14 protein-coding genes and 1 tRNA gene are annotated in these 14,217 nt (G+C 67.1%); 8 read left to right on the plus strand and 7 right to left on the minus strand.

From position 1 onward, the window contains the following. Window positions 1-524: 524 nt before the first annotated feature. A complete protein-coding gene (locus ACXRVZ_RS13885; RefSeq protein WP_457426755.1) occupies window positions 525-1,502 on the plus strand; it encodes a GMP reductase in 978 nt (325 codons plus the stop codon). 154 nt (window positions 1,503-1,656) lie between these two features. Here ACXRVZ_RS13885 and ACXRVZ_RS13890 read toward each other — a convergent pair whose 3' ends face one another. The 3 genes from ACXRVZ_RS13890 to ACXRVZ_RS13900 are packed head-to-tail and all read right to left on the minus strand — an operon-like array spanning window position 1,657 to window position 3,744. Then, the gene (locus tag ACXRVZ_RS13890) at window positions 1,657-2,733 is read right to left on the minus strand and encodes an ATP-binding protein (RefSeq protein WP_457426757.1); all 1,077 of its coding nucleotides are present in this window, start codon (window positions 2,731-2,733) and stop codon (window positions 1,657-1,659) included. Beyond that, window positions 2,730-3,443: a response regulator transcription factor gene (locus tag ACXRVZ_RS13895; protein ID WP_458232482.1), complete on the minus strand. Its 714-nt coding sequence runs from the start codon at window positions 3,441-3,443 to the stop codon at window positions 2,730-2,732. Before ACXRVZ_RS13895 ends, ACXRVZ_RS13890 begins: the two co-directional genes overlap by 4 nt. A gap of 7 nt (window positions 3,444-3,450) precedes the next feature. Continuing rightward, window positions 3,451-3,744, minus strand: a complete 294-nt coding sequence (locus tag ACXRVZ_RS13900; protein WP_457426464.1) for an ATP-binding protein — start codon at window positions 3,742-3,744, stop codon at window positions 3,451-3,453. 17 nt (window positions 3,745-3,761) lie between these two features. On the opposite strand from ACXRVZ_RS13900, the gene ACXRVZ_RS13905 reads away from it, so the two are divergent. Continuing rightward, on the plus strand, window positions 3,762-4,313 hold the full coding sequence (locus ACXRVZ_RS13905; RefSeq protein ID WP_458232483.1) for a hypothetical protein: 552 nt from the start codon (window positions 3,762-3,764) through the stop codon (window positions 4,311-4,313). A 44-nt stretch (window positions 4,314-4,357) separates the two neighbouring features. Beyond that, window positions 4,358-7,174: a valine--tRNA ligase gene (locus ACXRVZ_RS13910; protein ID WP_457426468.1), complete on the plus strand. Its 2,817-nt coding sequence runs from the start codon at window positions 4,358-4,360 to the stop codon at window positions 7,172-7,174. Here ACXRVZ_RS13910 and ACXRVZ_RS13915 read toward each other — a convergent pair. Then, on the minus strand, window positions 7,168-8,112 hold the full coding sequence (locus ACXRVZ_RS13915) for an NAD(P)-dependent oxidoreductase (RefSeq protein ID WP_458232484.1): 945 nt from the start codon (window positions 8,110-8,112) through the stop codon (window positions 7,168-7,170). The two genes, ACXRVZ_RS13910 and ACXRVZ_RS13915, sit on opposite strands and share 7 nt — an antisense overlap. 86 nt (window positions 8,113-8,198) lie before the next feature. Between ACXRVZ_RS13915 and galU the strand changes: the two genes are divergently transcribed. Then, window positions 8,199-9,092, plus strand: coding sequence for a UTP--glucose-1-phosphate uridylyltransferase GalU (gene galU / locus ACXRVZ_RS13920; protein ID WP_457426472.1), 894 nt, complete (start codon window positions 8,199-8,201; stop codon window positions 9,090-9,092). Between the two features lie 29 nt (window positions 9,093-9,121). Here galU and ACXRVZ_RS13925 read toward each other — a convergent pair whose 3' ends face one another. From ACXRVZ_RS13925 to cysM, 3 genes are read right to left on the minus strand one after another with little or no spacing between them, the layout of a single operon-like run. Beyond that, window positions 9,122-9,349 (minus strand): sulfurtransferase TusA family protein, encoded by a 228-nt coding sequence (locus tag ACXRVZ_RS13925; RefSeq protein ID WP_457426474.1) that lies wholly within the window; start codon window positions 9,347-9,349, stop codon window positions 9,122-9,124. Between the two features lie 4 nt (window positions 9,350-9,353). Next, window positions 9,354-9,887 carry an NUDIX domain-containing protein gene (locus ACXRVZ_RS13930; RefSeq protein WP_457426476.1) on the minus strand — a complete coding sequence of 178 codons (534 nt, stop codon included), beginning with the start codon at window positions 9,885-9,887 and terminating at the stop codon, window positions 9,354-9,356. After that, complete coding sequence (gene cysM, locus ACXRVZ_RS13935; protein WP_458232485.1) at window positions 9,884-10,780, minus strand: cysteine synthase CysM; 897 nt, start codon at window positions 10,778-10,780, stop codon at window positions 9,884-9,886. The genes ACXRVZ_RS13930 and cysM overlap by 4 nt, the downstream gene beginning before the upstream one ends. Window positions 10,781-10,873: 93 nt before the next feature. On the opposite strand from cysM, the gene ACXRVZ_RS13940 reads away from it, so the two are divergent. The 4 genes from ACXRVZ_RS13940 (at window position 10,874) to ACXRVZ_RS13955 (ending at window position 14,216) form a co-directional block, all read left to right on the plus strand. Beyond that, window positions 10,874-10,958 (plus strand) — tRNA-Leu (locus tag ACXRVZ_RS13940). Between the two features lie 447 nt (window positions 10,959-11,405). Next, the gene (locus ACXRVZ_RS13945) at window positions 11,406-12,227 is read left to right on the plus strand and encodes a GntR family transcriptional regulator (RefSeq protein WP_457426480.1); all 822 of its coding nucleotides are present in this window, start codon (window positions 11,406-11,408) and stop codon (window positions 12,225-12,227) included. A 13-nt stretch (window positions 12,228-12,240) separates the two neighbouring features. After that, window positions 12,241-13,968: a fumarate reductase/succinate dehydrogenase flavoprotein subunit gene (locus ACXRVZ_RS13950; RefSeq protein ID WP_457426482.1), complete on the plus strand. Its 1,728-nt coding sequence runs from the start codon at window positions 12,241-12,243 to the stop codon at window positions 13,966-13,968. Window positions 13,969-13,982: 14 nt separating this feature from the next. Beyond that, entirely contained in the window at window positions 13,983-14,216 is a 234-nt protein-coding gene (locus ACXRVZ_RS13955; RefSeq protein ID WP_201804485.1) for a 4Fe-4S dicluster domain-containing protein, read from the plus strand. Window position 14,217: the final 1 nt, after the last annotated feature.

Below are 14,217 nucleotides of genomic sequence, written 5' to 3' on the forward strand. Positions count from 1 at the left end.
GCAGGGGCCGCTGCTCGTCTTCATCGCTGGGCCCTATCGCAGCGGCACCGGCGACCGCGAGGACGCCTTCGCCGCCAACGTCAAGGCCATGCAGGACGCCGCCGTGCATGTGGCTGAGCTGGGCCATGTGCCGCTGCTGGGGGAATGGGTCACGCTGCCGCTGATCGAAGCCGCGGGTGGCCAGCGCGGCGATGCCGTCTGGGACCGCTTCTTCCACCCGCACGCCCAGGCGGTGCTGGAGCGCTGCGACGTGTTGTTGCGCATTGGTGGCGAGTCGGCCGGCGCGGATGCGATGGTCAAGGCTGCTTTGGCTCGAGGGTTGGCTGTGCACCACGGCCTTGAAAGCCTCAAGTCCCTGACCGCCACGCCAGTTGCGTAGAATCAATCACCGGGCCCAAATTTTGGCGTCCGGTTTTTTTTTGCCCGCTCGAAAAGCGGACGAACAACAGCCGGCAGAGCCAAGTCAAGCGCTCGCAGCCAGGCRCGCACTGCATCAACGCACGCCGTACTTGCGAACTTGAACCATGGAAATCTTCGACTACGACAACATCCTGCTGCTGCCGCGCAAATGCCGCGTGGAGAGCCGCTCGGACTGCGACACCTCGGTGCAGTTCGGCCCGCACCGCTTCCGCCTGCCGGTGGTGCCCGCCAACATGAAGACCGTGGTGGACGAGCCCATCACCGAGTTGCTGGCCCGCGAGGGCTACTTCTACGTGATGCACCGCTTCGACCTGGACAGCCTGGCCTACGCCAAGTCCATGCGCGACAAGGGCCTGCTCGTGTCCCTGAGCGTGGGCGTGAAGCCGGCTGATTTCGACCTCGTCGACCGCCTCGCGGCCGAGGGCGTGGGCGCCGACTACCTGACCATCGACATCGCCCACGGCCATGCCGAGAGCGTGCAGCGCATGATCGGCCACATCAAGCAGCAGCTCCCCGAGGCCTTCGTCATCGCCGGCAACGTCGGCACGCCCGAGGGCGTCATCGACCTGGAGAACTGGGGCGCGGACGCGACCAAGGTCGGCGTCGGCCCGGGCAAGGTCTGCATCACGCGGCTCAAGACCGGCTTTGGCACTGGCGGCTGGCAGCTCTCGGCGCTGAAGTGGTGCGCCCGCGTGGCCACCAAGCCCATCGTGGCCGACGGCGGCATCCGCCACCACGGCGACATTGCCAAGAGCGTGCGCTTCGGCGCGTCCATGGTCATGATCGGCTCGCTGTTCGCCGGCCACGAGGAATCGCCCGGCACGACGGTCGAGGTCGACGGCAAGCGCTTCAAGGAGTACTACGGCTCAGCCTCGGATTTCAACAAGGGCGAATACCGGCACGTCGAGGGCAAGCGCATCCTGGAACCCGTCAAGGGCAAGCTCGTGGACACGCTGCGGGAGATGGAGGAAGACCTGCAGAGTTCGATCTCCTACTCGGGCGGCACGCAGCTGACGGACCTGAAGAAGGTGAACTACGTGGTGCTGGGTGGGGAGAACGCGGGTGAACATTTGTTCATGTGACCCGCAGGGGCACCGAGCGCGAAGCGCGATTCCCGCGTTCCGGCAAGCCCGCCAGGGCGCAGCCAGAACGCGGGGGAACATTTGTTCATGTAGCAACCCAACGGCGGCCGGCGTTTCGGCGAGCCCGTGAGGGCACCGTCAGAACGCGGGTGACTCAGCGCAACGTCACCGCCGCCTCAAAGCCCGGCTCGGCGTTGCGCAGTTCCAACCGGCCGCCGTGGGCCTCGGCCACCAGCCGGCACAGGCAAAGCCCCAGGCCCACGCCGCCGCCATGGCGTGTGCGGGCCTCGTCGGGCCGATAGAAGGGCTGGCCCAGTTGCGGCAGCGCATCGGGCGGCACGCCGGGACCGAAGTCACGCACGCTCAGGCGCACGCCGTTGCCCTGTCGTGCCAGCGTGACCTGCACGGCGCCACGCGCGGCATCGTTGTGGCGCAACGCGTTCTGCACCAGGTTGCGCAGGCACAGCTGCGCGCGCAGCCTATCCAGCTTCAGCACGGGCAGGCCCGGCTCGATGTGCAGTTCAACGCCCGGCTGCGCCTGCTCGCGCGCCAGCTCGGCGACATCGCAGTCCGACAGCTGCAGTGCGCTATGCCCGCTGCCCAGGCGCTCGCTCTCCAGCAGCGCGCTGATGAGGTCGCGCATCTGCGCCAGCTCGTCCAGCAGCGCATCGCGAGACTCGCCCTCGCCCACCATCTCGGCGTGCAGGCGGGCACGCGTCAGCGGGCTGCGCAGCTCGTGGCTGATGGCCAGCAGCAGGGCACGCTTGCCGTCCAGCATGGCCTGGATGTCGGTGGCCATCTGGTTGAAGCGCAGCGCCAGGTCGCCGATCTCATCGCGGTGGATGACCGGCACGCGGTGCGAGAACTGGCCGCGGCCAAAGGCCTCGGCGCCGATGGCCAGCGCGTGCAAGGGCCACACCATGTGACGAATCATGCCGAAGGCCAGACCCGTCACGATCAGCAGCGCCGGCACGGCCCACAGCAGGCCATAGGCGCTGCCCTCCGAGCCCCAGAGGATGGCGCTGCTGGCCAGGGCCAGCAGGAAGAAGACGGCGATCAGCCGCGCGCCGAGCGAGTGATTGAACTGCCGGTGATGCCGGTGCCAGCGTTGATGCCAGCGATGCCGCGCCCGCCAGCGCCACTCGCGGTCGCGGCTGAACCGATGGGCGCGCTTCTTCTGCTGGCGCTCGCAGCGCTCGCGCCATTGGTGGTCGTAGGGGTGGCGCCTCATGACGACCGTTCCGGGAGGGCAAAGCAGTAGCCTGCATTGCGCAGCGTCTTCAAGGCCTCAAGCGGCTCCAGCTTGCGGCGCAGGCGGCTCACCAGGATGTCGACGGCACGCGTGAACAGCTCGGCCTCCTGGCCGCGCAGCCGGTTCAGGATGTCGTCGCGCGAGAACACGCGGCCGGGCTCGCGGGCCAGCAACAACAGCAGTTCGTACTCGGTGCCGGTCAGCTCGATGAAGCCGTTCGCGCAGCGCACCTCGCGGCGCGCGGTGTCGATTTCCAGGCCCTCAAAGCAAAGCTTGCTCGCCGGTTGCGCCACAGCAGGCGATGCGGCGGGTGCCAGCCGTGTGCGGCGCAGGATGGTCTGCAGCCGCGCCGCCAGCTCGCGCGGCTCGAAAGGCTTGGGCAGGTAGTCGTCGGCACCCAGCTCCAGGCCGACGACGCGGTCGGTCAGGTCGCCGCGCGCGGTCAGCATCAGTACGGGGATGTCGCGCCAGGGGTCGGCCCCGGCGCGCAGCCGCTTGCAGAACTCGAAGCCGTCCATCTCGGGCAGCATGCCGTCGAGGATCAGCGCGTCAAAGCGCTCGATGGCCAGCCGCGCCACGGCGGCACTGGGCCGCGTGACGGCTTCGAGCTGGAAGTCAAAGCGCGCGAGGTATTGCGTCAGCGGCCCGGCCAGGGCCTCGTCGTCGTCGATCAACAGCAGTCGGTGCATGTCGCGATTATTTCGGCATGACGCGAACCAGGGTGATCGCGTGCTCCGGGCAGGCGATGACGCAATGACCACAGGCCTCGCAGGCCGCCGCGTTGGGCGTGAAGGCCTGCTCCCAGCCATGCGCCATGCCGCGCAGCCTGCCAAACAAGCTCAGGCCTTGGCGATCCTCGAGCGGCAGCTTGGCGATGCTGAACACGTTGAACGGGCAGACCGCCAGGCACTCGCCCTTGCCTTCGCAACGGTTGCGGTCGATGTGCGGCATGAAGCGGCCGCGAGGCTGCGTGCCACAGTGCGCGTCCATCACGCGCTGTCTCGTTGATGATCGCGCTGATGGCGGCTCAGGCGCCGCATCATGAAACGCAGCACCTGGCGTTGCTCGGCGTCCAGCGAGTCGAAGAAGTCGGCAAAGGCGGTGACGAGGCCCGGGCCGGCGGCGCGCAGCGTGTCGAGCTTGGCGTCGAACATCTGCTGGGCAGGGCCGCGGCCGAACTGCTCTTCAGCGAAGAGGCTGGCCAGCTCCGGCCCGCCGACGAGACTCTTCAGCGCGTCGCGCTGCTGCTGGAGTTGGTCGAGCCAGGTGGCGAAGCGGCGCTGCTGGCCGTCGTCCAGATCCAGCTTGGCGCCGACTCGGGCCAGGAGGAGATGGGCGAAGCCATCAGCATGACGGCCGAGATGATGGCCATGGTGGCCGTGGCCAAAGTGATGGCGAAATTCGTGGTGGGCGTGCCAGCGACGAAAAAAGTTCATGGCGGTGCTCCGTGGGCGTCAGGCCCGGTGGTGGGGATGGCGTTCATCATTCCGGGCACGCCTGCGCAGAGCATCTCGGCGCGGTATCGCCGGGTTTCGTTTTGTATCGACCCTCGCCCATAAAATCGCCGGCCCAGCCCACTGCCCGCCCAGCCGAGACAAGCCCCGTGACCGAACTCGCCAAGTCCTTCGAACCCGCCGCCCTGGAAGCCCATTGGGGTCCGAAGTGGGAGGCCGCCGGCCTGTACGAGCCGACGCTGGACCCGGCCAAGCCGTCCTTCAGCATCCAGCTGCCGCCGCCGAATGTGACCGGCACGCTGCACATGGGCCACGCGTTCAACCAGACGGTGATGGACTCGCTGACGCGCTACCACCGCATGAAGGGCGACAACACGCTGTGGGTGCCGGGCACGGACCACGCCGGCATCGCCACGCAGATCGTCGTCGAGCGCCAGCTGCAGGCCGCCGGCCAGAGCCGCCATGACCTGGGCCGCAAGAACTTCGTCGCCCGCGTGTGGGACTGGAAGCAGGAGTCCGGCAACACCATCACCAGCCAGATGCGCCGGCTGGGCGACTCGGTGAGCTGGGGCCATGAGTACTTCACGATGGACGAGAAGCTCTCGAAAGTCGTCGTCGAAACCTTTGTGCGCCTGTTCGAGGAAGGCCTGATCTACCGCGGCAAGCGCCTGGTGAGCTGGGACCCGGTGCTGCAGTCCGCCGTGTCGGACCTGGAGGTTTCGTCTGAAGAGGAAGACGGCTCGCTGTGGCATATCCGCTATCCCCTGGCGGACGGTTCCGGCTCGGTCGTCGTGGCCACCACGCGGCCCGAGACCATGCTGGGCGACGTCGCCGTCATGGTCCACCCCGAGGACGAGCGCTACGCCGCACTGATCGGCAAGCTGGTCAAACTGCCGCTGACTGATCGCGAGATCCCGGTCATCGCCGACGACTACGTGGACCGCGAGTTCGGCACCGGCGTCGTCAAGGTCACGCCCGCGCACGACACCAACGACTATGCCGTCGGCCAGCGCCACAGCCTGCCCATGATCGCGGTGCTGGACCTGCAGGCCCGCATCAACGACAACGCCCCCGAGACCTACCGCGGCCTGGACCGCTTCGTCGCCCGCAAGCGCGTCGTCGCCGACCTGGAGGCGCAGGGCCTGCTCGTCGAGGTCAAGAAGCACAAGCTGCAGGTGCCGCGCTGCGAGCGCACCGGCCAGGTCATCGAGCCGATGCTGACGGACCAGTGGTTCGTCGCCACCACCAAGCCCGGCGCGGACGGCAAGAGCATCGCCACCAAGGCCATCGAGGCCGTCGAGACCGGCGCCGTCAAGTTCCACCCCGAGCAGTGGGTCAACACCTACAACCACTGGATGGGCAATCTGCAGGACTGGTGCATCTCGCGCCAGCTGTGGTGGGGCCACCAGATCCCGGCCTGGTACGGCACCGGCGGCGAACTCTTCGTCGCGCGCAGCGAGGACGAAGCGCAGGCCCGCGCCAAGGCGGCCGGCTACCTGGGCGAGCTGACCCGCGACCCCGACGTGCTGGACACCTGGTACTCGTCGGCGCTGGTGCCCTTCTCCACGCTGGGCTGGCCCGAGAAGACCCTGGAGCAGGAGCTGTTCCTGCCCTCCTCCGTGCTCGTGACCGGCTACGACATCATCTTCTTCTGGGTCGCCCGGATGATCATGATGACGACGCACTTCACCGGCAAGGTGCCCTTCAAGGACGTCTACATCCATGGCCTGGTGCGCGACTCGCAGGGCCAGAAGATGAGCAAGAGCGAGGGCAACGTGCTGGACCCGGTGGACCTGATCCAGGGTGTCGACCTCGACACGCTGATCCAGAAGTCCACCCAGGGCCTGCGCAAGCCCGAGACGGCGCCCAAGGTGGCCGCGCGCGTGAAGAAGGAGTTCCCCGAAGGCATGCCGGCCTATGGCGCGGACGCGCTGCGCTTCACGATGGCGTCCTACGCCAGCCTCGGCCGCAACATCAACTTCGACACCAAGCGCTGCGAGGGCTATCGCAACTTCTGCAACAAGCTCTGGAACGCGACGCGCTTCGTGCTGATGAACACCGAAGGCCAGGACTGCGGCCTCGCGCACGACCAGGGTGCCTGCCCCCCGGGCTACAACAAGTTCAGCCAGGCGGACCGCTGGATCAGCAGCGAGCTGCAGCGCGTCGAAGCCGCCGTGGCCCAAGGCTTTGCCGAGTACCGCCTCGACAACGTCGCCAACGCCGTCTACAGCTTCGTCTGGGACGAGTACTGCGACTGGTACCTGGAAATCGCCAAGGTGCAGATCCAGACTGGCGACGAGAGCCAGCAGCGCGCCACCCGCCGCACGCTGATCCGCGTGCTGGAGACCACATTACGCCTGCTGCACCCGGTCGCACCTTTCATCACCGAGGAGCTGTGGCAGACGGTGGCGCCCGTGGCCGGCCGCAAGACGACCGACTTCATCGGCCAGGCCGGCTATCCCATCGCCCAGCCCGAGCGCATCGACGCCAATGCCGACGCCTGGATGGCCCAGCTCAAGGAAGTCGTCGGCGTCACGCGCAGCCTGCGCAGCGAGATGAACCTCAGCCCGAGCGACCGCGTGCCGCTGCTGGTGGGCGGCGACCTTTCCTTCCTGTCTGAAGCAGCTGCCGTGCTGAAGGTGCTGGCCAAGCTCAGCGCCGTCGAGCTGATTGCCGACGAGGCGGAGTTCGCCAAGCAGAGCGCCACGTCACCGGTACTCCTGTACGGCGCGGCCAAGCTGGCGCTGAAGGTCGAAATCGACGTCGAGGCCGAGCGCGCCCGGCTGACCAAGGAAGCCACGCGCCTGGAGGGCGAGGTCGTCAAGGCCGAGGCCAAGCTGGGCAACGAGAGCTTCGTCGCCCGCGCGCCGGCCGCTGTCGTCGAGCAGGAGCGCGCCCGCGTGGCGGGCTTCAAGGAGACGGTGGTTCGGCTGCGCGAGCAGCTGGCTCGCCTGCCCGCTCAGTAGTAGTCGACCGCCTTGGCGGGGGCCTTGGCGCCACCCGCCGGCGGGCTGAGCAGCACGTCGATGCCGCGCGCCACGGCCCAGGCCGCGCGCACGCGGGACTCGCGCGTCGTGCCGGCCAGCCTCGGCGTGACCTGCAGGTTGGCCATGCCGTACAGCGGCCGGCCCGACTCCAGCCAACCAGGCTCCAGGCTGTCGAACCACGCCGCCCGCAGCCGGCCGCTGCGCAGCGCCTGCGCTAGCGCCACTTCATGCACCAGGCCCGATTGGCTCAGTCCCACGACGACCTGACCCGGCCGTGCGACCTCCAGCTGCCGCTCGCCGACGATGCCGCGGTAGCGGTCGTAGTAGGGCAGCAGCAGCGCCAGGCCGTCGCTCTGCTCCATCAGCAGGCTCAGGCTCACCGCCTCTATGCCCCAGCGCGCCCAGGTCGCGTCGCTCGGGTGCACGGCGGGGTCGTAGCCGATGACGCGCGCGCCGAAGGCATGCAGGAGTTGCGTCAGCACCTGGGCGGCGGGCGTCAGGCCCAGCACGCCGATGGTCGAGCAACCCAGCTCGCGCCCGACCTTGAGGCCGTCGCTGCCCGCCACGGGCACACGCCGGAGCAGGCTGAGCAGCGCGCCGACGGCGAACTCAGCCTCGGCGCTGGCGGTCGACGCCTGCGAGCGCACCACCTCCACGCCGGCCTTGCGGCAGGCCTCGACATCGATGTTTTCCATGCCGCCACTGGCCCGGCCGATGGCACGCAGCATCGGTGCGCTGCGCACCAGTTGGGCATCGATGCGCACTTCCGGCGGCGCGACCAGCGCGCGGGCGTCCTGCAAGGCCTCGACCAGGCCCTGGAAATCGCCCACCAGTTCTGGCGCGAAACGTGCGTCATGCCGCTCGGCAAGCCATTGCACGACATCGGCTTCCAACGGTTCCAGTATCAGGACGGACATGCGCTCTTTGTGGCCAACTCAAGGGTCAAAACCGTCACAACCCGCGTGACACAATCGCCGCGCCCTTGTTCTCAACCAGTGTACCCATGGCCTCTTCGACCAAATCGCCGATCACCAAAGCCATCTTCCCGGTCGCCGGTCTCGGCACGCGTTTCCTGCCGGCCACCAAGGCCCAGCCCAAGGAAATGCTGCCTGTCGTCGACAAGCCGCTGATCCAGTACGCGGTCGAAGAAGCCTATGAGGCCGGCGTGCGCGAGATGATTTTCGTGACAGGCCGCCACAAGCGCCCCATCGAAGACCATTTCGACATGACCTTCGAGCTGGAAGTCGCGCTGGAGAACTCCGGCAAGCAGGACCTGCTGGACGTGGTGCGCAGCGTCAAGCCCGACGACATGCAGTGCATCTATGTGCGCCAGGCGCAGGCCCTGGGCCTCGGTCACGCCGTGCTGTGCGGCCAGCGCCTGGTGGGCAACGAGGCCTTCGCCGTGCTGCTGGCCGATGACTTGATGGTCGGCCCCGCGCCCGGCCGCGGCATCCTGAAGCAGATGGTCGAGCAGTACGCCGACTGGCGGGCCTCCATCCTGGCCGTGCAGGAAGTGCCGGCCGAGCACACGCGCCGCTACGGCATCGTCGCCGGCACGCAGGTCAACGACAACCTGATGGATGTGAACCGCATCGTCGAGAAGCCCGCCCCCGAGGACGCACCGTCGCGCCTGGGCGTGGCCGGCCGCTACATCCTGACGCCGGGCGTCTTCCACGAGATCGCCAACCAGCCGCGCGGCGTGGGCGGCGAGATCCAGCTCACCGACGGCATCGCCGGCCTGCTGCGCCGCGAAAAGGTGTTCGCCTACCGCTACGAAGGCAAGCGCTACGACTGCGGCAGCAAGGAAGGTTTCCTGCAGGCCAACGTCGAGCTGGCCCTGAGCCACCCGCAACTGGGCCCGGGCTTCAAAGAATTCCTGCAGGGCCTGAATCTCTAGGAGCCTGTCCCCAACAGACCAAGGTCTGATCAGCGCCGCCGCAGGACGTGGATGAATTCCGTGCCTGCGATTTCCTGCTGAACCAGCTCGTTGCCCGTCTGACGCGCAAAGGCCTGGAAGTCGCGCATTGAGCTAGGGTCGGTCGCGACCACGCGCAGCAGGTCGCCGCTGAGCATGTCGGCCAGCGCCTTCTTGGCCTTGAGGATGGGCAAGGGGCAGTTCAGCCCCCGGGTGTCGATCTCGCGTTGGACGTCCATCGAATCATTCTCGCTTCAGGTCGAGCCATTTGGGCTCAATGCCCTTGGACCGCAGCCAGGTCGCCAAAGCCTGGCCCGTGCCCTGCGGCCAGCATTGCACCTTCTCGGGCGGGATCAGCTTGTACTCGGCCAGTTCCGGCGACAGCTTGATCTCGCCGCTCGCCGCCGCGTGATAGGCAATGATGATCTGGTTCATGCGCTGGAAATCCCAGACGCCGAGCAGGCTCAGGGACTGAACCTCCAGCGACGTCTCCTCAGCAATCTCGCGGCGGATGCCGCCCTCGGGCGACTCGCCGGCTTCCAGAAAGCCCGTGATCAGCCCGAAGAAGCGCCCCGGCCAGGCGGCGTTGCGCGCCAGCAGCACCTGGCCTTCGCGGTCCGTGCATTCGATGACCGCCGCCAGCACCGGCGTCGGGTTGTTCCAGTGCGTGAAGCCGCAGGCAGCGCAGCGCAGGCGCTCCTTGTCGCCGCCGTCCTCGGCTTGCGTGATCAGCGCCAGCTCGCTGGCGCAGTCCGGGCAGAAGCGATAAGGCTTCATGCAGGGAACACGCCGGTCGACAGGTAGCGGTCACCGCGGTCGCAGACGATGAAGGCGATGGTCGCGTTCTCGACCTGGCGCGCGATCTGCAGCGCCACCCAGCAGGCGCCCGCCGCCGAGATGCCGGCGAACAGGCCCTCCTCGGCCGCCAGCCGCCGCGCCATGTCCTCGGCGTCGCTCTGGCTCACCAGCACGAGCTCGTCGATGCCGCTGGGGTCGTAGATCTTCGGCATGTAAGCCTCGGGCCATTTGCGGATGCCGGGGATGCGCGAGCCCTCGGCCGGCTGGGCGCCGACGATGCGCACGGCCGGGTTCTGCTCCTTCAGGAAGCGCGACACGCCGGTGATGGTGCCGGTCGTGYCCATGGCGCTGACGAAGTGCGTGATCTGCCCGCCGGTGTCCTTCCACAGCTCGGGGCCGGTGGTCTCGTAGTGGGCACGTGGGTTGTCGGCATTGGCGAACTGGTCCAGCACCCGGCCCTTGCCCTCGCCGGCCATCTGCTCGGCCAGGTCGCGGGCGTATTCCATGCCGCCGGTCTTGGGCGTCAGCACGAGTTCGGCACCGAAGGCCTTCATCGTCTGCGCGCGTTCGATGGACAAGTCCTCCGGCATGATCAGCACCATGCGGTAGCCGCGGATGGCGGCGGCCATGGCCAGTGCGATGCCGGTGTTCCCCGAAGTCGCCTCGATCAGCGTGTCGCCCGGCTTGATCTCGCCGCGCTCCTCGGCGCGCTTGATCATGCTGATGGCCGGGCGGTCCTTCACCGAGCCGGCCGGGTTGTTGCCCTCCAGCTTGGCCAGGATCACATTGCCGCGCGCATCGCGCCCGGGCAGGCGTTGCAGGCGCACCAGCGGCGTGGCGCCAATGACGTCTTCGAGGGTCGGATAGTTCATGGCCGGCGATTGTGGCAGCGGGTCGATGACCCGAGGCTTTGCGAGTGCATAATCCGCCCCTCTCGCAGTCATGCGAGCAGTTGTTTCCGACGGGCCCGGGTGGCGAAATCGGTAGACGCAGGGGACTCAAAATCCCCCGCCGCAAGGTGTGCCGGTTCGAGTCCGGCCCCGGGCACCATAGGTAAACGGCTGTGTTTTTAACGGCGGACGCGGGAAGCGTTCCGCATTTGTTCCGCTGCTTGCTGCCGCGTGTAGGCGTCGAAACGCAAGAACCCCGTGTCCAGGCCTACGCGGTCTGTTGTCGCCTTGATCTTCTGGGGTCCGATAAAGCGGCCGTAGCGACAAACGTCCAGCGGTTCGCCGCCTCGGCGCGGCACTGGAAGCGAGCGCGTAACGCGCCTACGGATGGGGCATTGACCCGCTTCGGTGCATCGTCCAACGATGTGCAGCAAACGACGGCTAGCTGCTCGATGAAGCTCTCTTGAAGTCATTGCTCCTGGCGTCAGGTGCCGAAACCAAGCGTTCGCCTAACGTCCGCCGAGAGCACTGAACGCGTGCAAATCCACCTCGAAAAAGCTGGCACGGCTCATGCTCGTACTGACTTGTCATAACGAGTTGGACGGCCATGAGCAAAGGCGCTCTTGCAGCTAGGAAACCCCTGACGCTGGTCACCGCACCCGAGGCGGACGGCGCGCATCGGATCAAGCTGTCGTCACCACAGCCGCTGTACACGCAGATCAAGGAGATCCTGCGTGCACGCATCCTCGATGGCAGCTACCAGCCGCATCAGCAGATGCCGTCGGAGAGCGAGATGATGGCCGCGTTCGCAGTCAGCCGCATCACGGTGCGGCAGGCGCTCAACGACCTCCAGAACGAAGGCCTGATCTTCCGCATCCACGGCAAGGGCAGCTTCGTTTCCAAGCCCAAGGCCTTCCAGGATCTCGGGCGGCTGCAGGGCTTCGGCGAAGCGATGCGGCAGATGGGCTACGAGACCTTCGCCCGTGTGCTGTCCATCAAGACGGTGGTGCCGTCGCCCCAGGTCGCCGAGAAGCTGCAGTTGCCCAAGCGCGCCAAGGTCACGGAGCTGCAGCGCCTGCGCTTCCTGAACCGCGAGCCCATCTCGCTGGACGTGACCTGGGTGCCCGCAGCCATCGGCCAGCGCCTGGCCAAGGAAGACCTGGCCGCGCGCGACATCTTCGTCATCCTCGAGAACGACTACGGCCTGGCCCTCGGCCACGCCGAGCTGCAGATCGGCTCGACGCTGGCCGACGAGACGCTGGCCGCGCAGCTCAAGGTCGAGGCGGGCTCGCCGGTGCTGTTCATCGAGCGCACCACGCACACGGCCGACGGCGCGCCCATCGACTACGAACACCTCTATTACCGCGGTGACGCCTTCCAGTACAAGGTACGCGTCGATCGCGTGCCTGTTTCAGAACGAGCCTCTTGAGGAGAGCCTGCACATGAACACGATCGAAACCGAGTACGACATCGTCATCGTTGGCGGCGGTACCGGCGGCCCGATGGCCGCAGTCAAGGCCAAGGAGAAGAACCCTAAGCTGCGCGTGTTGCTGCTGGATAAGGCCAACGTCAAGCGCAGCGGTGCCATCAGCATGGGCATGGACGGCCTGAACAACGCCGTCATCCCCGGCCACGCCACACCCGAGCAGTACACCAAGGAAATCACCGTCGCCAACGACGGCATCGTCGACCAGAAGGGTGTCTATGCCTACGCGGCCAACAGCTTCCCGATGATCGAGGAGCTGGACCGCTGGGGCATCAAGTTCGAGAAGGACGAGACCGGCGACTACTCGGTGCGCAAGGTCCATCACTTGGGTAGTTATGTGTTGCCCATGCCCGAGGGCCACCACATGAAGCGGGTGCTGTACCGGCAGCTCAAGCGGGCGCGGGTGGAGATCACCAATCGCGTCGTCGCGACCCGGCTGCTGACCGGGCCTGACGGCGAGATCGCCGGCGTCATGGGCTTTGACTGCCGCACGGCCGACTTTCACGTCATCAAGGCCAAGGCAGTAGTCATTTGCACGGGCGCGGCCGGGCGGCTGGGCCTGCCCGCCAGCGGCTATCTGTTCGGCACCTACGAGAACCCCACCAACTGTGGCGAAGGCCATGTGATGGCCTATCACGCAGGCGCAGAGCTGACCAACCTCGAGTGCTTCCAGATCAACCCGCTGATCAAGGACTACAACGGCCCCGCCTGCGCCTACGTGACCGGCCCGTTCGGCGGCTACACCTCCAACAACGCCGGCCAGCGCTTCATCGAATGCGACTACTGGAGCGGCCAGATGATGATGGAGTTCTTCAACGAACTCGAAGGCGGCAAAGGCCCGGTGTTCCTGAAGCTCGACCACCTGGCTGAAGAAACGATCAGCGAGATCGAGCACATCCTGCACACCAACGAGCGCCCCAGCCGCGGCCGCTTCCACGAAGGGCGCGGCACCGACTACCGCAAGCAGATGATCGAGATGCACATCTCGGAGATCGGCTTCTGCAGCGGCCACAGTGCCTCGGGCATCTGGACCAACGAGCGCGGCGAGTGCTCCATCCCGGGGCTCTATGCGGCCGGCGACTGCGCCAGCATCCCGCACAACTACATGCTGGGCGCCTTCGTCTACGGCAAGTTCTGCGGCGAGAACGCGGCGGACTACGTCAGCGGCGTTTCACAGCTCGCCTTCGACGCCGGCCAGGTGGAGAAGGAGAAGGCGCGCGTCTACGCGCCGCTGGGCAAGGTCGATGGCCTCACGCCCTTCCAGGTCGAATACAAGACGCGCCGCATCGTCAACGACTACCTGCAGCCGCCCAAGGTCACCCGCAAGATGGAGATCGGCCTGCAACGCTTCGACGAGATCCGCGAGGACCTGCAGCACATGGGCGCAGCCGACCCGCACGAGCTGATGCGGGCCATGGAGGCCCACACCATCCGCGACTGCGCCGAGCTGGCGGCGCGCGCCTCGCTGTACCGCACAGAGAGCCGCTGGGGCCTGTACCACCTGCGCGTGGACCACCCCGAAAAGAACGACGTCGACTGGTTCTGCCACACCAACGTGACCAGCGATGCCAACGGCAACGCCGTGTTCCGCAAGCGCGAGGTGGAGCCCTACGTCGTGGAGCTCAACGAGGAAGAGAAGTCCGCCTACCAGCGCCTGCGCGTCGCCACGCCTGCTGCCGCCTGAACCCGGAGATCGCCATGACCATCGCCCTGACCCGAACCCAAGCGCCCGTCGTCATCGACGAGGACAAGTGCATCGCCGACAAGGGCTGCACCGTCTGCGTGGACGTCTGCCCGCTCGACGTGCTGGCCATCGACCTGACCAAGAACAAGGCGTTCATGAAGTTCGATGAATGCTGGTACTGCATGCCCTGCGAGAAGGACTGCCCCACCGGCGCGGTGCGCGTCGACATCCCCTACCTGGTGCGCTGAT

Source organism: Roseateles sp. P5_E8 (assembly GCF_054177665.1).